General features: G+C 46.7%; 12 protein-coding genes, 3 rRNA genes and 1 other annotated feature. Of the genes, 14 read left to right on the top strand and 1 reads right to left on the bottom strand.

Features of this window, described 5'->3' with window-relative positions; translation table 11 throughout:
- The 11 genes from dnaA (at nt 1) to AC2EXB_RS00055 (ending at nt 17,636) form a co-directional block, all read left to right on the top strand.
- A complete protein-coding gene (gene dnaA, locus AC2EXB_RS00005; protein ID WP_235197740.1) occupies nt 1–1,347 on the top strand; it encodes a chromosomal replication initiator protein DnaA in 1,347 nt (448 codons plus the stop codon).
- Between the two features lie 170 nt (nt 1,348–1,517).
- Entirely contained in the window at nt 1,518–2,654 is a 1,137-nt protein-coding gene (dnaN, locus tag AC2EXB_RS00010) for a DNA polymerase III subunit beta (RefSeq protein WP_235197741.1), read from the top strand.
- 107 nt (nt 2,655–2,761) lie between these two features.
- Nucleotides 2,762–3,001, top strand: a complete 240-nt coding sequence (yaaA, locus tag AC2EXB_RS00015; RefSeq protein ID WP_052649554.1) for a S4 domain-containing protein YaaA — start codon at nt 2,762–2,764, stop codon at nt 2,999–3,001.
- Nucleotides 2,991–4,103 (top strand): DNA replication/repair protein RecF, encoded by a 1,113-nt coding sequence (gene recF / locus AC2EXB_RS00020; protein WP_483602888.1) that lies wholly within the window; start codon nt 2,991–2,993, stop codon nt 4,101–4,103. The genes yaaA and recF overlap by 11 nt, the downstream gene beginning before the upstream one ends.
- Nucleotides 4,104–4,366: 263 nt before the next feature.
- Nucleotides 4,367–6,295 (top strand): DNA topoisomerase (ATP-hydrolyzing) subunit B, encoded by a 1,929-nt coding sequence (gyrB, locus tag AC2EXB_RS00025; RefSeq protein ID WP_483602890.1) that lies wholly within the window; start codon nt 4,367–4,369, stop codon nt 6,293–6,295.
- Between the two features lie 30 nt (nt 6,296–6,325).
- Nucleotides 6,326–8,908 carry a DNA gyrase subunit A gene (gene gyrA, locus AC2EXB_RS00030; protein WP_235197742.1) on the top strand — a complete coding sequence of 861 codons (2,583 nt, stop codon included), beginning with the start codon at nt 6,326–6,328 and terminating at the stop codon, nt 8,906–8,908.
- 530 nt (nt 8,909–9,438) lie between these two features.
- A 16S ribosomal RNA gene (locus AC2EXB_RS00035) occupies nt 9,439–10,988 on the top strand.
- 206 nt (nt 10,989–11,194) lie between these two features.
- Nucleotides 11,195–14,128, top strand: a 23S ribosomal RNA gene (locus tag AC2EXB_RS00040).
- Between the two features lie 82 nt (nt 14,129–14,210).
- A 5S ribosomal RNA gene (gene rrf / locus AC2EXB_RS00045) occupies nt 14,211–14,326 on the top strand.
- The 16S, 23S and 5S rRNA genes sit together here, the layout of an rRNA operon.
- A 369-nt stretch (nt 14,327–14,695) precedes the next feature.
- Complete coding sequence (guaB, locus tag AC2EXB_RS00050; protein WP_483602892.1) at nt 14,696–16,162, top strand: IMP dehydrogenase; 1,467 nt, start codon at nt 14,696–14,698, stop codon at nt 16,160–16,162.
- A 133-nt stretch (nt 16,163–16,295) separates the two neighbouring features.
- Nucleotides 16,296–17,636, top strand: coding sequence for a serine hydrolase (locus AC2EXB_RS00055; protein ID WP_483602894.1), 1,341 nt, complete (start codon nt 16,296–16,298; stop codon nt 17,634–17,636).
- Nucleotides 17,637–17,683: 47 nt separating this feature from the next.
- On the opposite strand, the gene pdxR is transcribed toward AC2EXB_RS00055, so the two are convergent.
- Entirely contained in the window at nt 17,684–19,084 is a 1,401-nt protein-coding gene (pdxR, locus tag AC2EXB_RS00060; RefSeq protein WP_483602896.1) for a MocR-like pyridoxine biosynthesis transcription factor PdxR, read from the bottom strand.
- Nucleotides 19,085–19,187: 103 nt separating this feature from the next.
- Here pdxR and pdxS point away from each other — a divergent pair, with 103 nt between their 5' ends.
- From pdxS to serS, 3 genes are all read left to right on the top strand, one after another.
- Nucleotides 19,188–20,072: a pyridoxal 5'-phosphate synthase lyase subunit PdxS gene (pdxS, locus tag AC2EXB_RS00065; RefSeq protein ID WP_483602898.1), complete on the top strand. Its 885-nt coding sequence runs from the start codon at nt 19,188–19,190 to the stop codon at nt 20,070–20,072.
- A gap of 1 nt (nt 20,073) precedes the next feature.
- Nucleotides 20,074–20,688, top strand: coding sequence for a pyridoxal 5'-phosphate synthase glutaminase subunit PdxT (pdxT, locus tag AC2EXB_RS00070; protein ID WP_483602900.1), 615 nt, complete (start codon nt 20,074–20,076; stop codon nt 20,686–20,688).
- Between the two features lie 11 nt (nt 20,689–20,699).
- Nucleotides 20,700–20,906 (top strand) — a binding site (T-box leader).
- A 67-nt stretch (nt 20,907–20,973) separates the two neighbouring features.
- The gene (gene serS, locus AC2EXB_RS00075) at nt 20,974–22,248 is read left to right on the top strand and encodes a serine--tRNA ligase (protein ID WP_483602902.1); all 1,275 of its coding nucleotides are present in this window, start codon (nt 20,974–20,976) and stop codon (nt 22,246–22,248) included.
- Nucleotides 22,249–22,299 lie beyond the last annotated feature (51 nt).

Below are 22,299 nucleotides of genomic sequence, written 5' to 3' on the forward strand. Positions count from 1 at the left end.
TTGGAACACTTAGACGAATTATGGTCAAGTGTCTTAGCCCAAGTTGAAACCAAAATCTCCAAACCGAGTTTTGAAACTTGGTTGAAATCGACAAAACTTTTATCTTATCAGAATGAGACAGTCACAATTTCAGCGCCTAATTCGTTTGCACGTGATTGGTTGGAAAACCATTACGTGCATTTAATTACTGGAATATTATCAGACCTTACTGGTGACGATCTGCTGATAAAATTTGTCGTGCCCAAAGATCAAGATATGGATGATTTTCAACTTCCTGCACCTCGCGTTAAACCCGGTCAGAATGAGCATCAGGAATTTCTTCCTGGCATGTTGAATCCAAAATACACATTCGATACGTTTGTCATTGGATCCGGCAACCGCTTTGCTCATGCTGCATCACTCGCCGTGGCCGAAGCGCCGGCGAAAGCGTATAATCCGCTGTTTATCTATGGGGGAGTAGGTCTAGGCAAGACACATCTAATGCATGCAATCGGACATTACGTCCTCGAACACAACCCGGATGCCAAAGTGGTTTATTTGTCATCTGAAAAATTCACGAATGAGTTCATCAACTCGATCCGTGATAACCAAACCGTAGATTTCCGCAATAAATACCGGAGCGTCGATATTCTTTTGATCGATGATATTCAATTCTTGGCAGGCAAAGAGCAGACACAGGAAGAATTCTTCCATACTTTCAACACGCTCCACGAAGAATCGAAGCAAATTATCATCTCGAGTGACCGGCCTCCAAAAGAAATTCCAACTTTGGAAGATCGCCTGAGATCCCGCTTTGAATGGGGACTTATTACAGACATCACACCTCCGGACCTGGAGACCCGGATTGCGATTCTTCGCAAAAAAGCGAAAGCCGACGGTTTGGACATTCCAAACGACGTCATGACGTATATCGCTAATTCGATCGACTCGAATATCCGTGAACTTGAAGGGGCTTTAATCCGCGTAGTCGCTTACTCTTCCTTGATCAATCGGGATATGAGTGCTGAACTTGCGGCTGAAGCATTAAAAGACATCATGCCGAATTCGAAACCGAAAGTCATCACGATTTTGGACATCCAGAACGCTGTCGGCAGCCAGTTTAATGTGAAATTAGAAGATTTTAAAACGAAGCGCCGGACAAAAGATATTGCCTATCCACGTCAAGTCGCCATGTATTTATCAAGGGAAATGACAGATTTTTCTCTGCCTAAAATCGGGGAAGAATTCGGTGGACGAGATCATACAACGGTGATTCATGCACATGAAAAGATTTCAACAATGCTGAAAGACAATCAGCAGCTCCAGCAAGATGTAAAAGATATTAGAAGCGCGCTAGGCAAAGGGTGATTCGCTTGTGGATAACCCGATAAGTTACAAAGCAGTTTATGCACATTCTATCTACATGTGGATAAGCTGCTTTTATTCACTATTTCAGGGTTATCCACATATTCACAGCCCCTACTACTATTATTACTTTAAAGATCTAAATAAAATATATATATAAGCGAGGTTCCATAATGAAATTTGAGATAAAGCGTGAACGTTTAGTTGAAGGTTTAAATGATGTAATGAAAGCAGTCAGTTCAAAAACAACGATTCCGATTTTGACAGGGATCAAAATGGATGTCTCATCAGAAGGAATGCGTTTGACAGGAAGTGATTCAGACATCACGATCCAAACGTTTATTCCAGCAGAAGAAGATGGCGAGCAGATCATTGGAGTTTCTCAAGGAGGAAGCATTGTCCTTCAAGCGAAAGTATTCGGTGAAATCATCCGAAAACTGCCAACTAATGAAGTAGAAGTGGAGATTACAGGAAATTTCCAAACGCATATCCGTTCTGGTAAGTCCGAATTCCATTTAATCGGCTTGGATGCGATGGATTATCCACAATTGCCGGATATCCAAGACGACCGTCTATTTTCAATTCCTGCAGATCTGTTGAAAACTATTAACAGAGAAACCGTTTTTGCAGTTTCAAGTTCTGAAACACGCCCAGTATTAACTGGTGTCCATTGGGAGGTAAAAGACGGAGAATTGGTTTGTGTAGCAACTGACAGCCACCGTTTAGCACGCCGTAAAACCAAATTGGAGACTCTGCCAGAAGGCGAATACAGTGTCGTCATTCCCGGCAAGAGCTTAAATGAGTTGAACAAAATCCTTGATGATACGTCAGAACCGGTTGAAATCGTTATGACAAACCAGCAAGTCCTGTTTAAATCCAAGCATATTTTATTTTTCTCACGTTTATTAGAAGGGAATTATCCGGATACTTCACGCCTGATTCCTTCTGAATATAAAACGGAAGTTGTCGTAAATGGACGTTCATTATTGCAAGCGATTGACCGCGCTTCTTTATTGGCACGCGAAGAACGCAATAATGTTGTCCGTTTCTCCACAAATGCTGGCAATGAAGTGGAAGTTTCTTCTAATTCACCGGAAGTTGGGAAAGTAGAAGAGCAGCTTCAAGCGCAAAGCATTGAAGGGGAAGAGTTGAAAATCTCATTCAGTGCGAAATTTATGATGGACGCCTTGAAAGCAATCGATGGACAAGATGTTCTGATCCAATTCACAGGAGCGATGCGTCCATTTATTTTGAAGTCGGCATTAGACGACTCGATTTTGCAGCTGATTCTTCCTGTCCGGACCTACTAAAATTGAAAAGCACCCTCGAGGATAGCCATATAGGCTATCCTTTTTACTTTTCACCCTATTTAGGGTAAAATAGAGGGATAGACTACGAATCGAAGGATGAGTGCATTTTGAAGGAAATAGGAATTGAAACAGAATACATCACATTAGGCCAATTATTGAAAATGACCGATACCATCAGTTCGGGTGGAATGGCGAAATGGTTTTTAAGTGAACATGAAGTGTTTGTGAATGGCGAAGCGGAGGATCGCAGAGGCCGGAAACTTCGTCCAGAAGATACTGTGGCAATTCCGGAGGTTGGGGAGTTTCGTATCGTTGTTGCTGAAGGCATGAGCTTCGATGCGGATTGACCGTCTCGAACTGTTAAATTACCGCAACTATGAAAGCCTGGATTTGTCGTTTTCACCGGAAATCAACGTATTCATCGGTGAAAACGCCCAAGGCAAAACCAATATTATGGAATCGCTGTATGTTTTATCCATGGCAAAATCTCACCGCACGTCAAATGACAAAGAATTGATACGCTGGGACGCCGAATATGGTAAAATAAAGGCTGATGTGCACCGTAAATACGGTAAATTGCCTTTAGAAATAATATTGTCAAAAAAAGGCAAAAAGGCGAAAGTCAATCATTTAGAGCAGCGGCGGCTTAGTGATTATATCGGTCAGTTGAATGTGGTCATGTTTGCTCCTGAAGATCTTAATTTGGTCAAAGGCAGCCCTCAAGTACGGCGGCGATTCATCGATATGGAAATTGGGCAGATTTCTCCTGTCTATTTGCACGATCTATTGATTTATCAAAAGCTTTTAAAGCAAAGAAATCATATTTTAAAGCAGCATTACGGCAAACAATCAATCAATGACGTGATGTTTGACGTCTATACAGAGCAGTTTATTGAAGCTGCCGTTAAAATCATCCGAAAAAGGTATCAGTTCATGGATTTATTGCAAAAATGGGCAGAACCGATCCATCACGGCATTTCCCGCGGGTTGGAACAACTTCAAATCCGCTATCAACCGATCAGCGGTTTAAAGCCCGAATGGACGCCTGAAGAGATGGCGTCTTTTTTAGAGCAGAAACTGGCAGAATTGCGGAAACGCGAAATCGAACGCGGTTCCACGCTTGTCGGTCCGCACCGGGATGAATTGCAGTTTTTTGTAAATGGCTATGATGTCCAGACCTACGGTTCTCAAGGCCAACAGCGTACAACGGCGTTGTCGTTGAAACTTGCAGAAATCGAATTGATTAAACAGGAAGTCGGCGAGGCTCCTGTCCTCTTATTGGATGATGTGTTATCGGAGCTCGATGATTATCGGCAGTCCCATTTATTGAATACCATCAAAGGGTCGGTCCAAACTTTTGTAACCACTACCAGTGTGGAAGGCATCCATCATGAAACGATCCAGAATGCCTTGCTTTTCGAAGTATCGAAAGGGACCGTTAAGGAGTGAACGCTCATTTACATTTCTATTAGTAAAGAGCAAAGCATCCGTATAAAGGAAATCATCGCTGTCATCCATTATGAAAATTACGTGCCGGCTGCTTTTGTGCGGCTGCTCGTGCCGATAGAACATGTAAAGTCTTACGTGGTTACCGACGAATTCGTCTATGGTTCGCCTTTGAAGGCGCAAGCAATTGTTAAGCATCTTAACGAGCAAATTTATAGCAAGCCAATTTGGAAATAGAATGTTGTAGGGAAGAGCAGGTGAACGGAATGGCAATGGAAGAAAATGAACTTAAACAATCTTATGATGCAAATCAGATTCAAGTTCTTGAAGGATTAGAAGCTGTCCGCAAAAGACCCGGAATGTATATCGGTTCGACAAGTTCAAAAGGGCTTCACCATTTGGTTTGGGAAATCGTGGACAATAGTATAGACGAAGCACTGGCTGGCTACTGCGATGAAATCCAAGTAACGATCGAGCAGGACAACTGGATCCGTGTAGAAGACAACGGACGCGGAATTCCTGTCGGCATGCAAGAAAAAATGGGCCGTCCGGCAGTAGAAGTCATTATGACGGTCTTGCACGCGGGCGGTAAATTCGGCGGCGGCGGATACAAGGTATCCGGCGGACTTCACGGTGTTGGGGCTTCAGTCGTCAACGCTTTATCTGAAGTTACTGAGGTTTATGTCAACCTTGACCAAAAAAAGCATTATATAAAGTTTGAACGAGGAGCGGTTACGGAAGAACTTAAAGTAATCGGCGAATCTAACCATACTGGAACAACAATCCGCTTTAAAGCAGATGCAGAAATTTTTAAGGAAACGACTGTCTATGAATTTGATATTCTGGATCATCGTTTACGCGAACTTGCCTATTTGAATCGCGGTTTACGGATTGTGATCCGGGACGAGCGCGAAGGCGAAGAAAAAGAAAAGGTCTATCATTTCGAAGGCGGTATCAAATCGTACGTCGAACATCTGAACAAAACAAAAGATCCGCTTCATGAAGAAGCGATTTTTGTGGAGTCTGAAAAAGACGGCATTTCTATTGAAGTAGCGATGCAATATAATGCCGGATACGCGGCAAATATCTTTTCATTCGCTAATAACATCAATACACATGAAGGCGGAACGCATGAATCCGGTTTTAAAACTGCTTTGACACGTGTAATCAACGATTATGGCCGCAAAAATGGCATGTTGAAAGAACAGGATGCGAATCTAACGGGAGATGACGTGCGTGAAGGACTGACAGCAATCATTTCTGTTAAGCACCCAGATCCGCAGTTCGAAGGGCAAACGAAAACAAAACTTGGCAATACGGAAGTCAGTACAATCGTCAATAACTTGTTCTCAGCTGGCTTCGAGCGATTCCTTTTGGAAAATCCATCCGTTTCGCGCAAAATTGTGGAAAAAGGGATTATGGCTTCCCATGCCCGCATGGCAGCTAAAAAAGCACGTGAATTCACGCGCCGCAAATCGGTCCTTGAAGTTTCCAGCTTGCCGGGTAAACTGGCTGACTGCTCTTCACGCGATCCGAAAATCAGTGAAATCTATATCGTAGAGGGCGATTCGGCAGGCGGATCAGCAAAATCAGGACGCGACCGTCATTTCCAAGCGATTTTGCCTCTGCGCGGAAAAATTCTTAACGTTGAAAAAGCACGCTTGGACAGAATCCTGACAAATGCTGAAATCCGCAATATCATTACAGCCCTTGGCACAGGAATCGGGGAAGAGTTCAATTTGGATAAAGCCCGCTACCATAAAGTCGTCATTATGACAGATGCCGATGTCGATGGTGCCCATATCCGTACATTGCTGCTGACGTTCTTCTTCCGTTACATGCGGCCATTGCTTGAAGCTGGCTATATTTATATCGCGCAGCCGCCTTTATTCCAAATTAAGCAAGGCAAGCATGTGGAATACGTTTATACCGATGCCCAATTGAAGACGGCGCTTGAGAATCTATCGAGCACGCCGAAACCGAATGTTCAGCGCTATAAAGGACTCGGGGAAATGAACGCGACCCAGCTATGGGATACCACAATGGATCCGGATGTCCGTACATTGCTTCAAGTTACGTTGACGGATGCAATGGTGGCAGATGAAACTTTCCATATCCTAATGGGCGATGATGTAGAACCACGCCGGAACTTTATCGAAGAAAACGCGAAATACGTTAAAAACCTGGACGTTTAAGTGATATAGAGTTGAGAGGAGGCTGCGGATATGGCTGAACGGCCTAGCAGTGGTGTTGAAGAAATAAATATAAGCACGGAAATGCGGACCTCATTCTTGGATTATGCAATGAGTGTTATCGTTTCCCGCGCTTTACCGGATGTGCGAGATGGGCTAAAACCTGTTCATCGCCGCATCCTTTATGCAATGCATGATTTAGGGATTACGTCAGACAAAGCCTATAAAAAATCAGCACGTATCGTCGGAGACGTTATTGGTAAATACCATCCTCACGGGGATACGGCTGTTTACGAAACCATGGTACGGATGGCGCAGGATTTCAGTTATCGTTATATGCTGGTAGACGGCCACGGAAACTTTGGATCGGTGGACGGAGACGCAGCAGCAGCTATGCGTTACACTGAATCAAAAATGTCAAAAATTTCCATGGAATTATTGCGTGACTTGAATAAGAATACGATTGACTATCGCGACAACTACGATGGCCAAGAAAAAGAACCGATTGTTTTGCCGAGCCGATTCCCGAATTTATTGGTAAACGGAACTTCAGGGATTGCCGTCGGTATGGCTACCAATATTCCGCCGCATCATTTGGGCGAAACCATTGATGGCGTGTTGGCATTGGCTGAAAATCCAGCCATTACAACGGAAGAACTGATGGAATTCATCCCAGGTCCGGATTTCCCGACTGGCGGGATTATTCTAGGGCGAAGCGGAATCCGCCGAGCTTATGAAACAGGCCGCGGCTCGATCATGATCCGTTCAGTTATCGATATTGAAACAAAAGCGAACGGCAAAGAAGTCATTATTGTAAACGAACTTCCTTACCAGGTGAATAAAGCCCGTTTGATCGAAAAAATTGCGGAACTTGTGCGTGACAAGAAAATTGACGGCATTACGGACTTGCGCGATGAATCTGACCGCAACGGAATGCGTATTGTCATCGAAGTCCGCCGAGATGCAAGTGCAAGTGTACTATTGAACAATTTGTACAAACAAACAGCGATGCAAACAAGCTTCGGGATCAATATGCTGGCTCTTGTCGATGGCCATCCGAAAGTTCTTGGATTGAAAGAAGTTCTTTATCATTACTTAGAACATCAGAAAGTTGTCATCCGCCGCAGAACTCAATTTGATTTGACGAAAGCGGAAGACCGCGCACATATCCTTGAAGGTTTGCGCATTGCGTTAGACCATATCGATGCCATCATTGCATTGATCCGTGGATCACAAACGACCGAAGAAGCCCGCAACGGCTTGATGAACAATTTCAATTTATCTGAGCGCCAATCCCAAGCAATCTTAGACATGCGTTTGCAGCGTTTAACGGGACTCGAGCGCGATAAAATTGAAGATGAATATCTAGGATTGGTAAAACTGATCGATGAGCTTCGTGAAATCCTGGCGAATGAACATCGCATCCTTGAAATCATCCGTGAAGAATTGCTCGAAGTGAAAGAGCGCTTCAGCGATAAACGCAGAACCGAAATCACTTCAGGCGGAACAGAAATGTTTGAAGATGAAGATTTGATCCCTCGTGAAGATTCTGTTTTAACGTTGACTCACAATGGGTACATTAAACGCTTGCCTGCGAACACCTACCGCAGCCAGAAACGCGGAGGCCGCGGCGTACAAGGAATGGGAACCAACGAAGACGACTTTGTTGAACACCTTCTATATACATCTACACACGACACCATCTTATTCTTTACCAATAAAGGGAAAGTCTATCGTAAGAAGGGATATCACATTCCAGAATACGGACGGACAGCTAAAGGCCTTCCTCTAGTAAACTTGTTGGAAATCGAGAAGAACGAGAAAGTTACAGCGGTGATCCGAGTAGAAGAATTTAAGGAAGATGCATTCTTCTTCTTTACTACACGTGAAGGCGTGAGCAAACGGACGCCGGTGTCGAATTACGCAAACATCCGTCAAAACGGTTTGATTGCCATCAGCTTGCGCGAAGAAGATGAGTTGATCTCGGTTAAATTGACAGACGGATCCAAAGAGATTGTCATTGGTACACGCGACGGCGCCTTAATCCGATTCCCAGAAACGGATATTCGCAGCATGGGACGGACTGCAAGCGGCGTACGGGGCATCCGTTTACGCGAAGGCGATAATGTAGTCGGCATGGAGATTCTTGAGCCAGGCGATAACATTCTTGTCATTACGGAAAAAGGATACGGGAAACAAACGAAAGAAGCGGAGTACCGTGTTCAATCCAGAGGCGGCATGGGAATCAAAACTTGCCAAATCACCGATAAGAACGGCCCATTGGTTGCTGTTCGTACTGTGAATGGCACAGAAGATATCATGCTTATTACAATCAATGGCATTTTGATCCGTATGGATGTGAACGATATCTCCACTACTGGCAGAAGCACTCAAGGCGTCCGGTTGATTCGCTTGTCTGAAGACGAGACCGTCGCTACCGTTGCTAAAGTGAAAAAAGATATCGATCTTCCGGAAGAATCCGAGAATCCGGATGAAAATATCGAAGCAACTTTGATTGAAGAAAGCGCTGAAGCGGATGTGTATACAGAAGCGGACGATGTAGTTGCTGATGAAAATATCGAAGTTGAAGAAGTAATAGAAGAAGACGAAGAGTAATTTTTATCCCACTGGATTGCCAGTGGGATTTTTTCTTGCCTATCAAATTGTTAGTAGCTGCAAAGTAATAAAGAAGTCCAAAGAAGCGTTCATCAGTTGGCCTTGAATAAAGAGTGGGCGAACACTTTGTTCATTGAGTCTTGTTAATAGAGCTGCTTCTATAAAGAAGAAGTTTCCTTGAAGAAAAAGATTTTACTCTTTGCAGAAGTTTTTTCTCAAACCTATTGACTATTGCTTGTTTACTTGGTATATTAATAAGCGTCCTCAAAACAACTTGATTGAAACGAAATTATAAATTTTATAAAACTGTTGACATCGAAATTGAATTGAGCTATACTAATAAAGTTGCTGAGAAAAAGCAGTGACAACATGAACCTTGAAAACTGAACAGCAAAACGTCAACAATAACGGCAACGGACCTTCGGGTCCCGCGCCACAACTTACTGATCAGGCTTAGCCAGATCAAAGCGAATCGCGCGTCTTTTTTAAAAGGCGGCGATGCGCCAGCATTGAGCAATCAATACTACTCTATAATGGAGAGTTTGATCCTGGCTCAGGACGAACGCTGGCGGCGTGCCTAATACATGCAAGTCGAGCGGAACACTTGGAGCTTGCTCCAAGCGTTTAGCGGCGGACGGGTGAGTAACACGTGGGCAACCTGCCCTGCAGATCGGGATAACTCCGGGAAACCGGTGCTAATACCGAATAGTTTGAAGCCTCACCTGAGGCTTCACGGAAAGACGGTTTCGGCTGTCACTGCAGGATGGGCCCGCGGCGCATTAGCTAGTTGGTGGGGTAACGGCCCACCAAGGCCACGATGCGTAGCCGACCTGAGAGGGTGACCGGCCACACTGGGACTGAGACACGGCCCAGACTCCTACGGGAGGCAGCAGTAGGGAATCTTCCGCAATGGACGCAAGTCTGACGGAGCAACGCCGCGTGAGTGACGAAGGTTTTCGGATCGTAAAACTCTGTTGTGAGGGAAGAACACGTACCAACTAACTATTGGTACCTTGACGGTACCTCACCAGAAAGCCACGGCTAACTACGTGCCAGCAGCCGCGGTAATACGTAGGTGGCAAGCGTTGTCCGGAATTATTGGGCGTAAAGCGCGCGCAGGCGGTTCCTTAAGTCTGATGTGAAAGCCCACGGCTCAACCGTGGAGGGTCATTGGAAACTGGGGAACTTGAGTGCAGAAGAGGAAAGTGGAATTCCACGTGTAGCGGTGAAATGCGTAGAGATGTGGAGGAACACCAGTGGCGAAGGCGACTTTCTGGTCTGTAACTGACGCTGAGGCGCGAAAGCGTGGGGAGCAAACAGGATTAGATACCCTGGTAGTCCACGCCGTAAACGATGAGTGCTAAGTGTTAGGGGGTTTCCGCCCCTTAGTGCTGCAGCTAACGCATTAAGCACTCCGCCTGGGGAGTACGGCCGCAAGGCTGAAACTCAAAGGAATTGACGGGGGCCCGCACAAGCGGTGGAGCATGTGGTTTAATTCGAAGCAACGCGAAGAACCTTACCAGGTCTTGACATCCCGCTGCCCGCCTTGGAGACAAGGCTTTCCCTTCGGGGACAGCGGTGACAGGTGGTGCATGGTTGTCGTCAGCTCGTGTCGTGAGATGTTGGGTTAAGTCCCGCAACGAGCGCAACCCTTGATCTTAGTTGCCAGCATTCAGTTGGGCACTCTAAGGTGACTGCCGGTGACAAACCGGAGGAAGGTGGGGATGACGTCAAATCATCATGCCCCTTATGACCTGGGCTACACACGTGCTACAATGGACGGTACAAAGGGCAGCCAACCCGCGAGGGGGAGCCAATCCCAGAAAACCGTTCTCAGTTCGGATTGCAGGCTGCAACTCGCCTGCATGAAGCCGGAATCGCTAGTAATCGTGGATCAGCATGCCACGGTGAATACGTTCCCGGGCCTTGTACACACCGCCCGTCACACCACGAGAGTTTGTAACACCCGAAGTCGGTGGGGTAACCCTAGTGGAGCCAGCCGCCGAAGGTGGGACAGATGATTGGGGTGAAGTCGTAACAAGGTAGCCGTATCGGAAGGTGCGGCTGGATCACCTCCTTTCTAAGGATTTATTCGGAAACAAGATCTCCGGATCTTGTGTTGACGTTTTGCGTTCAGTTTTGAAGGTTCACCCTTCAGGCGTGAGCCTGTTTTGTGACTTCAAACTTGTTCTTTGAAAACTGGATAAAACGACATTGAAACAAATGAAAACAAGCAATTCATGCAAGCACGATCCCAATTGGGATCCACTTTTTAACAAACCACTTGGTTAAGTTAGAAAGGGCGCACGGTGAATGCCTTGGCACTAGGAGCCGAAGAAGGACGGCACTAACACCGATATGCTTCGGGGAGCTGTAAGTGAGCGATGATCCGGAGATTTCCGAATGGGGGAACCCACCGCCTTTAATGGGGCGGTATCCATGTGTGAATACATAGCACATGAGAAGGCAGACCCAGGGAACTGAAACATCTAAGTACCTGGAGGAAGAGAAAGCAAATGCGATTCCCTGAGTAGCGGCGAGCGAAACGGGAACAGCCCAAACCAAGAGGCTTGCCTCTTGGGGTTGTAGGACACTCATTGTGGAGTTACAAAATTCGAATTTAAGCGAAGCGACCTGGAACGGTCCGCGAGACAAGGTAACAGCCCTGTAGCTGAAAGGTTCGGATCTCCCGAGTGGATCCTGAGTACGGCGGAACACGTGAAATTCCGTCGGAATCCGGGAGGACCATCTCCCAAGGCTAAATACTCCCTAGTGACCGATAGTGAACCAGTACCGTGAGGGAAAGGTGAAAAGCACCCCGGAAGGGGAGTGAAACAGATCCTGAAACCGTGTGCCTACAAGTAGTCAAAGCCCGTTAATGGGTGATGGCGTGCCTTTTGTAGAATGAACCGGCGAGTTACGATTGCATGCAAGGTTAAGCTGAGAAGGCGGAGCCGCAGCGAAAGCGAGTCTGAATAGGGCGAATGAGTATGCAGTTGTAGACCCGAAACCAGGTGATCTACCCATGTCCAGGGTGAAGGTAAGGTAACACTTACTGGAGGCCCGAACCCACGCACGTTGAAAAGTGCGGGGATGAGGTGTGGGTAGCGGAGAAATTCCAATCGAACCTGGAGATAGCTGGTTCTCTCCGAAATAGCTTTAGGGCTAGCCTCAATCGTTTAGAATCCTGGAGGTAGAGCACTGTTTGGACTAGGGGCCCATCCCGGGTTACCGAATTCAGACAAACTCCGAATGCCAGTGATTTATGATTGGGAGTCAGACTGCGAGTGATAAGATCCGTAGTCAAGAGGGAAACAGCCCAGACCACCAGCTAAGGTCCCCAAATATCCGTTAAGTGGAAAAGGATGTGGCGTTGCTTAGACAACCAGGATGTTGGCTTAGAAGCAGCCATCATTTAAAGAGTGCGTAATAGCTCACTGGTCGAGTGACACTGCGCCGAAAATGTACCGGGGCTAAACGGATTACCGAAGCTGTGGATGGACCTCATCTGAGGTCCGTGGTAGGAGAGCGTTCTAAGGGCGTTGAAGTCAGACCGGAAGGACTGGTGGAGCGCTTAGAAGTGAGAATGCCGGTATGAGTAACGAAAGACGGGTGAGAATCCCGTCCACCGAATGCCTAAGGTTTCCTGAGGAAGGCTCGTCCGCTCAGGGTCAGTCGGGACCTAAGTCGAGGCCGATAGGCGTAGACGATGGACAACAGGTTGATATTCCTGTACCACCTCCCCGCCGTTTGAGCAATGGGGGGACGCAGAAGGATAAGGTGAGCGCGCCGTTGGTTGTGCGCGTCCAAGCAGTGAGGCGTGGAATGAGGCAAATCCCATTCCTGATACGTTAAGCTGTGACGGCAAGAGGATTCATCCTCGAGTCCCTGATTTCACACTGCCAAGAAAAGCCTCTAGCGAGGCGGGAGGTGCCCGTACCGCAAACCGACACAGGTAGGCGAGAAGAGAATTCTAAGGTGAGCGAGTGAACTCTCGTTAAGGAACTCGGCAAAATGACCCCGTAACTTCGGGAGAAGGGGTGCTCTGGTAGGGTGAATAGCCCGAGAGAGCCGCAGTGAATAGGCCCAGGCGACTGTTTAGCAAAAACACAGGTCTCTGCAAAACCGTAAGGTGACGTATAGGGGCTGACGCCTGCCCGGTGCTGGAAGGTTAAGGGGAGTGCTTAGCGCAAGCGAAGGTGCGAACTGAAGCCCCAGTAAACGGCGGCCGTAACTATAACGGTCCTAAGGTAGCGAAATTCCTTGTCGGGTAAGTTCCGACCCGCACGAAAGGCGTAACGATCTGGGCACTGTCTCAACGAGAGACTCGGTGAAATTATAGTACCTGTGAAGATGCAGGTTACCCGCGACAGGACGGAAAGACCCCGTGGAGCTTTACTGTAGCCTGATATTGAATTTTGGTGCAACTTGTACAGGATAGGTAGGAGCCTTTGAGCCCGGAGCGCCAGCTTCGGAGGAGGCGTCGGTGGGATACTACCCTGGTTGTATTGAAATTCTAACCCACACCCCTGATCGGGGTGGGAGACAGTGTCAGGCGGGCAGTTTGACTGGGGCGGTCGCCTCCTAAAGAGTAACGGAGGCGCCCAAAGGTTCCCTCAGAATGGTTGGAAATCATTCGCAGAGTGTAAAGGCACAAGGGAGCTTGACTGCGAGACGTACAGGTCGAGCAGGGTCGAAAGACGGGCTTAGTGATCCGGTGGTTCCGCATGGAAGGGCCATCGCTCAACGGATAAAAGCTACCCCGGGGATAACAGGCTTATCTCCCCCAAGAGTCCACATCGACGGGGAGGTTTGGCACCTCGATGTCGGCTCATCGCATCCTGGGGCTGTAGTCGGTCCCAAGGGTTGGGCTGTTCGCCCATTAAAGCGGTACGCGAGCTGGGTTCAGAACGTCGTGAGACAGTTCGGTCCCTATCCGTCGCGGGCGCAGGAAATTTGAGAGGAGCTGTCCTTAGTACGAGAGGACCGGGATGGACACACCGCTGGTGTACCAGTTGTTCTGCCAAGGGCATCGCTGGGTAGCTATGTGTGGCCGGGATAAGTGCTGAAAGCATCTAAGCACGAAGCCCCCCTCAAGATGAGATTTCCCATTGCGCAAGCAAGTAAGATCCCTCAAAGACGATGAGGTAGATAGGTTCGAGGTGGAAGCGTGGCGACACGTGCAGCTGACGAATACTAATCGATCGAGGACTTAACCAAAATGGCTTTCTGAAGAGCGCGTTTCCTGTATTCAATGTCGAATATCCAGTTTTGAGTGAACAAGTCACTCTGAAAAAAATAGTCCAGTGATGATGGCAAAGAGGCCACACCCGTTCCCATCCCGAACACGGAAGTTAAGCTCTTTTGCGCCGATGGTAGTTGGGGGTCTCCCCCTGTGAGAGTAGGACGTCGCTGGGCACGTGGAAAGTCGTTACCGTAGCCGGTAACGGCTTTTTTTGTTGTTAATTCAAATTTCTTGTAACTCATTAATTTTGGATATACTCTAAAAGAAATTGAAAAGACGATTGAAAATGAGTGCAGTTTATCAAGTTGAAACTTTTAAGCGTAGTGGGAAGATGGAATTCGACTGAATTTCTGACCATAAAGAAGGCAAGATAGTTAATCCTATGCTTCGCAAAGTTTCCCTTTAAAAATGAAAGAAAAAATCAAAAAATGCTTTCATCAAGAAGTCCGAATACTTTTTCTTCTTCAGGTTTCCTTGACACTGCATAGCGGCGCTGATAACCTTACAATAATATTTAAAAGGAAGCAGGAGGCGTGTCCATAATGTGGGAGTCTAAATTTGTAAAAGAAGGTTTAACGTTCGACGATGTATTGCTTGTACCAGCTCGATCAGAAGTATTGCCGAAAGACGTAAGTTTATCGGTGGAATTAACTTCTACGATAAAGTTGAATATACCTATCATCAGTGCCGGCATGGATACTGTAACAGAAGCGAAGATGGCTATTTCAATGGCACGTCAAGGCGGCTTAGGGATTATCCATAAAAACATGAGCATCGAAGAACAAGCGGAACAAGTAACTACTGTAAAACGTTCTGAAAATGGTGTTATTACCGATCCTTTCTTCTTAACTCCAACACATCAAGTATTTGATGCGGAACATTTGATGGGGAAATACCGTATTTCAGGCGTACCGATTGTAAATAACGAAGAAGAACAAAAATTAGTTGGAATTATTACAAACCGCGATCTGCGTTTTATCCAAGATTATTCATTGCAGATTGATGAAGTGATGACTAAGGAAAAATTAGTTACGGCTCCAGTCGGTACTACGCTAGAAGATGCGGAAAAAATCCTTCAGCAATACAAAATCGAAAAATTGCCGATCGTTGACAATGATGGCGTATTAAAAGGCTTAATTACAATCAAAGACATCGAGAAAGTAATTGAATTCCCGATCGCTGCTAAAGATGCCCATGGGCGCTTGCTTGTTGGAGCTGCTGTTGGCGTTACTTCCGATACGATGAAACGCGTTGAGCAATTAGTGAAAGCTTCTGTCGACGTAATTGTTTTAGACACAGCACATGGACATTCAAAAGGTGTTCTTGATATGGTGCAGCAAATTCGTCAAGTGTATCCCGATTTAACCATCATTGCAGGAAATGTAGCGACTGCAGAAGGCACAAAAGCATTGATTGAAGCAGGCGCAGATGTTGTTAAAGTAGGAATTGGACCCGGTTCGATTTGTACAACACGCGTAGTTGCGGGTGTGGGTGTTCCTCAAATCACAGCTGTTTACGATTGTGCAACAGAAGCACGCAAACATGGAAAAGCGATTATCGCAGATGGCGGCATCAAATATTCTGGTGATATTATCAAAGCCTTGGCTGCTGGCGGACATGTCGTTATGCTAGGAAGCTTGCTTGCAGGTACCACTGAAAGCCCTGGAGAAACCGAAATTTTCCAAGGACGCCGTTTCAAGACTTACCGCGGAATGGGATCAATTGCTTCAATGGAAAAAGGTTCAAAAGACCGTTATTTCCAAGATGATGCTAAAAAATTAGTTCCAGAAGGTATTGAAGGGCGCCTGCCGTATAAAGGGCCTTTATCTGATACGATCCATCAATTATTGGGAGGCATTCGTGCTGGTATGGGATATTGCGGAACAAAAGATTTGCAGACTTTGCGCGAAGAAGCTCAGTTTATCCGTATGACCGGCGCTGGCTTGCGTGAAAGCCATCCACATGATGTTCAAATCACAAAAGAATCGCCTAACTATTCTATTTCATAATGAATAAACCTTTTAGCACCCTTTTTCGTCTTATTTTAGGCGCAAAGGGTGCTTTTTACATGTTTTTGTTTCAGGACCTATATAATATGATAGAATAGCATGGGTAAACTTATAGATGGAGGTATTTATACAGGTGAAAAATGTTTTAAAAATGACAATGCTACTTACTGTAATGGCTGTATTCTTAACGACAATTATCATTCCGCAGCAAGCTAAAGCGGAGAATTCATTGAATATAATGGCGGATGCTGCAATTTTGGTTGATGCTGAGACAGGGAAAATATTATACGAACAAAATTCTGAAGCGCCGCTTGGAATTGCAAGTATGACTAAAATGATGACTGAGTATTTATTATTTGAAGCGATTGAAGAAGGCCGCATCACGTGGGACCAAGAATACAAAGTGACTGATTACACTTATAAAATATCCCAGGACTTGCGTTTAAGCAATGTTCCTTTGCGTAAAGATGAAAGCTACACAATCCAAGAGTTGTATGAAGCAATGGCGATCTACTCTGCGAATGCAGCGACAATCGGAATTGCTGAAACAATTGCGGGGACAGAAGGCGAATTCGTTCGCTTAATGAATGAAAAAGCTGCTGAATTCGGCTTGAAAGATACAAAATTCGTCAACTCTACAGGATTGAGCAATAAAGACTTGATGGGCATGCAGCCAGAAGGCACAGGCCCTACAGATGAAAACGTGATGCCGGCAAGTTCCGTTGCCCTATTGGCGAAGATCTTATTAGACACCTACCCTGAAGTGTTAGAAACGACCAAGATTCCTCAAAAGGTTTTCCGTGAAGGCACGGATGATGCAACGAATATGGAAAACTGGAACTCCATGCTTCCTGGCTTGATCTACGAATATGAAGGTGTAGACGGCCTTAAAACTGGAACTACGGATTTTGCAGGACATAGCTTTACAGGTACTGCAAAACGTGGAGACACACGTCTTATTGCTGTTGTCATGAAAGCGGTCGATAGTGAAGGCGTCGGTTCATACAAAGCCCGTTTTGATGCGACACGCGCGTTATTTGATTTCGGTTTTGGCCAATTTACTACAGAGGAAATTGTACCAGCCGGATATCAGTTTGAAGGAAAAGAAACACTGCCTGTTACGAAGGGCAAGGAAGACAAAGTGAATATCGCAGTCAAAGAACCTATTACGATGTTGATCCGCACAGTCGACAAAGATTCCTACAAACCGGAATTGGTTATCGATGAGTCCGTGCTGACGGATGGAGAAATGGAAGCAGGCGTCGATAAAGACAAAGTGGTCGGCTCCGTTAAAGTGGCAAAAATGGAAGGCACAGATTATGGCTATCTAAATGGAAAAAACGCTGCAGCTGAAGTCGTAACGACTGAAAAAGTAGAGCGCGCCAACTGGTTCTCTCTATCGATGCAGGCAGTCGGAAGCTTTTTCTCTACCATGTGGGTTGGAGCAGTTGATTTCGTTACAGGTTTATTCTAATAAAAAGCAGTTCCCCTTTTGAATAAGGGAACTGCTTTTTTGTGCTTTTAAAGGGGATCGATTCCCCAGCAGCGCATAAGTTTTGAAATGCCCTGTTCGATTTCAGCTTCCGATAAGCCGCCAAATCCCAGGACAATTTTAGGGGGAGTCAGCGTTCGGCCAGAAATATCGTATGATTCCAAACCGAAGACCCGGATTTTTTTCTGTTTGGCCAGCTCAAGCAGATCTTTTTCAGATAAGCGTGTTTGCACCGTCAAGACGATGTGCATGCCTGCTTGTTCACCCGAAACTGTGACTGCCGGCGCATACGGGGCCAATATGGAAGTCAGCCGTTCCAATTTTTTCTTGTAAAGCTTCCGCATGCGATTCAGGTGGCGCGAAAAATGGCCGTCTTTCATAAATTCAGCGACGATTTGTTGATCGGTGCGCGGAACGGAAGACGAATAATGAAGAAAAGTCTGTTGATACGCTGTAAGCAAACGTTTTGGAAGTACCATATAGGCGATGCGCAAGGAGGGCATCAATGATTTCGAGAATGTGCTGAGATAGATGACGCGTCCGCTCAAATCCATGCTCTGCAAAGCGGGGATGGGCCGGCTTGTGTAGCGGAATTCGCTGTCGTAATCGTCTTCGATAATGAACCGTTCCGGCTTTGCAGCGGCCCAGTTCAATAATTGGGCCCGCTTCGCTGCACTCAAGACCGAACCGCTCGGAAATTGGTGGGACGGCGTTACATAAGCTACATCCACTGATGAGCCTTCTAATTCGCTAATATCGATGCCGTCTTCTTCTACCGCAATCGGCACCGCTTTCCGGTCATGGTGGGCAAAAATGCTATGTGTAAGCGGATATCCTGGATTTTCAAAGCCGTAGACGATATTTTTATCCAGCAGCCGTATCAACAGGGGCATCAATTGCTCGGTGCCTGAACCGATGATGATTTGCTCTTTATCGCAGACTACGCCTCTCGATTGAAATAGATAACGGGCAATTTCCTGTCGAAGTTCTTCATCTCCTTGGGGATGGCCGGAAAGAAGCAGTTCGTGATTGCCCTCGTCCATCACTTCTTTGGCGATTTTTCGCCAAGCGGCAAAAGGGAAGGACTGTGTATCAATTTTCCCTGAGTTGAAATCATAGTGATACACGAAATGCTCCGCTTGAACCGGTTCTTCTTGAGGGAGATCCAAATAGGCCAGCTCTTCAATGGCCTGGGCATAATAACCTTTCCGGTCCCGCGCTTCAATAAACCCTTCAGCGACGAGCTGACCATAAGCCAGTTCAACAGTGGTCTGGCTAATATCCAGGAAATCTGAAAGCTTCCGCTTGCTTGGCAATTTAACGCCGACCGAAATCTTGCCGCTGATGATGGCTTGTTTGATTTCCTCGTAAAGCTGTTTATATAAGGGGATGGAGTGGTTGCGTTTGAGTTGGAACATTAACATATCCATAAAATTCTCCTATCTGACCTTTTAAATTTATAAGGAACTGAGTCTTTTTATAGGGTCACTCTTTATTATACTGAATATATAAATAAAAGAGGAGGGATTTTTAATGAGTGAACAAGGAACAAATCGCGTTAAACGCGGAATGGCTGAAATGCAAAAAGGCGGCGTCATCATGGATGTGGTCAATGCGGAACAAGCACGGATTGCTGAAGCTGCAGGCGCTACGGCTGTAATGGCATTGGAACGCGTACCTTCGGATATCCGGAGAGACGGCGGAGTTGCCCGAATGGCGGATCCGCGCATTACCGAAGAAGTGATGAAGGCGGTATCGATTCCAGTGATGGCAAAAGCTCGTATTGGCCATATTGTGGAAGCGCGGGTGCTGGAAGCGATGGGTGTCGATTATATTGATGAAAGTGAAGTATTGACGCCAGCAGATGAAGAATTCCACTTATTAAAAAATACATATACGGTACCGTTTGTCTGCGGATGCCGCAATTTAGGCGAAGCAGCCCGCCGCATCGGTGAAGGAGCATCCATGCTCCGGACAAAAGGAGAACCGGGAACGGGCAATATCGTCGAAGCGGTGCGTCATTTGCGGCAAGTGAATGCGGAAGTTCGCAAAGTGGTGACGATGAGTGAAGACGAATTGATGACAGAAGCCCGGAACTTAGGCGCTTCTTATGAATTTTTGAAAGAAGTAAAACGGTTAGGGCGGTTGCCGGTCGTTAATTTTGCGGCAGGCGGCGTTGCAACGCCAGCTGATGCCGCATTGATGATGGAACTGGGAGCGGATGGAGTATTCGTCGGATCCGGCATCTTCAAATCGGATCATCCTGAAAAATTTGCTCATGCCATCGTCGAGGCGACAACACATTATCAAGACTATCGATTGATTGCTGAACTTTCAAAAGACCTTGGCATCGCGATGAAAGGAATTGAAATGTCCACAATTGCTGCGGGTGAACGTATGCAAGAGCGGGGCTGGTAAGATGAAGCGAATTGGAGTCTTGGCCTTGCAAGGGGCTGTCCGTGAGCATATGCGTTCAATTGAAGCGTGCAAGGCGGAAGCCGTTGCGGTGAAATGGCCGAAAGATTTAGAAGGATTAGATGGGCTGATTCTGCCGGGCGGCGAAAGCACCGCGATACGCCGAGCCATTGATCGCTACGGATTGATGGAGCCGTTGTGTGAGTTCGCGAAAACCGGCAAGCCACTATTCGGCACATGTGCCGGATTGATTTTATTGGCAGGTACCGTTGTCGGATACGAAGAGCCGCATCTCGGCGTTATGGACGTGGTAGTAGAGCGCAATTCATTTGGCCGACAAGTGGACAGTTTTGAAGCACCGCTATCCATCAAAGGGATGGAAGTTGCTTTTGAAGCGGTATTCATCCGGGCGCCTCATATCGTCAGCGCCGGTCCTTCGGTTGAAGTGCTGTGTGAACATAAGGGCAAAATCGTCATGGCGCGGTGCGGGCAGTTCCTCGGCTGCTCGTTCCATCCCGAATTGACCGATGATCACCGGATCATGGAATACTTTCTGAACATGGTTCCCCGCGCAACGGACGCTCTCTTGCCAAACGATTCAATTTATAGTAAAGTATGATTAATTTAAAAGTAGAAACGTTGATGGGAACTAGTAGGACGTCTGTTTTTCCAAAGAGAGCCGGTGGTTGGTGCGAACCGGTGAAAAGCGCGTGTGAATCCACCCCTGAGTTGCATGGCGAAATAAGCCATTGCCGGTTTAAAGGCCGTTATGTAATGAAGAGGACTGGCTTTTGCCGGTCAATCAGGGTGGCAACGCGGGTAGCTCTCGTCCCTTTTACCAAGGGATGGGGGCTATTTTTGTTGCCTTTTTTCCATGGACTGAAAATTTGAAGGAGGAATTTACATGTTAGACATTAAATTTGTACGTGCGAATTTTGAAGAAGTGAAAACGAAATTAGCGAAGCGCGGGGAAGACATTTCCGTGTTGGACGATTTTGAAACAGTGGATGCAAAACGCCGCGAATTGATTGCCCAGACAGAGAAATTGAAAGCGGAGCGCAACGAAGCCACTCAAAACATTGCTCTCATGAAGCGCAATAAAGAAAACGCAGACGAAGCGATTGCCAAAATGCGTGAAGTCGGCGACCAGATCAAAGTGATCGATGATGAATTGCGTGAAGTGGAAGAACGCTTGAATTACATCATGATGCGCGTGCCGAACATTCCGCATGACAGCGTGCCGGTCGGCGATTCTGAAGATGACAACGTGGAAATCCGCACGTGGGGAACAAAGCCGGAATTCACGTTTGAAGCAAAGCCGCATTGGGATCTGGGTACGGATTTAAATATCATCGATTTTGAACGTGCAGCGAAAGTGACAGGCAGCCGTTTTGTGTTCTACCGCGGGCTCGGCGCACGCCTTGAACGTGCACTTATCAACTTCATGATGGACCTGCACCAGGAAGAGCATGGCTACGAAGAAATGCTGCCGCCGTACATGGTCAACCGCGACAGCTTGACGGGCACAGGCCAATTGCCGAAATTCGAAGAAGATGCGTTCTTGATTGAAAAAGAGGATTATTTCCTGATTCCGACGTCTGAAGTGCCGGTGACGAACTTTTACCGCGACGAAATCCTATCAGGGGATATGCTGCCGCAAGCCTTTGCTTCATACAGCGCGAATTTCCGCTCTGAAGCCGGTTCTGCGGGGCGCGACACACGCGGGTTAATCAGACAGCACCAATTCAATAAAGTCGAGCTGGTGCGCTTTGTGAAGCCGGAAGATTCTTATGATGAGCTGGAGAAATTGACAGGACACGCTGAAAAAGTGCTGCAGCTTCTCGGCCTCCCTTATCGCGTCTTGAAAATGTGCACAGCCGACCTCGGCTTCACCGCTGCGAAGAAATACGATATCGAAGTATGGATTCCGAGCCAGGAAATGTACCGCGAAATTTCTTCTTGCAGTAATTTCGAAGATTTCCAGGCGCGCCGTGCGAACGTCAAATTCCGCCGCGAAGCAAATGGCAAGCCGGAATTTGTGCATACCTTAAACGGAAGCGGTTTGGCGATCGGGCGTACTGTGGCAGCCTTGCTTGAAAACTGCCAGCAGGAAGACGGAACCATCTTGATTCCTGAAGTGCTGCGTCCTTATATGGGCGGCAAAGAAGTCATCAAATAAAATAAATGAACAGAGCCTGGAAATGTAAGGTTTCCAGGCTCTTTATTTTTG

It is taken from the genome of Planococcus alkaliphilus (assembly GCF_057031095.1).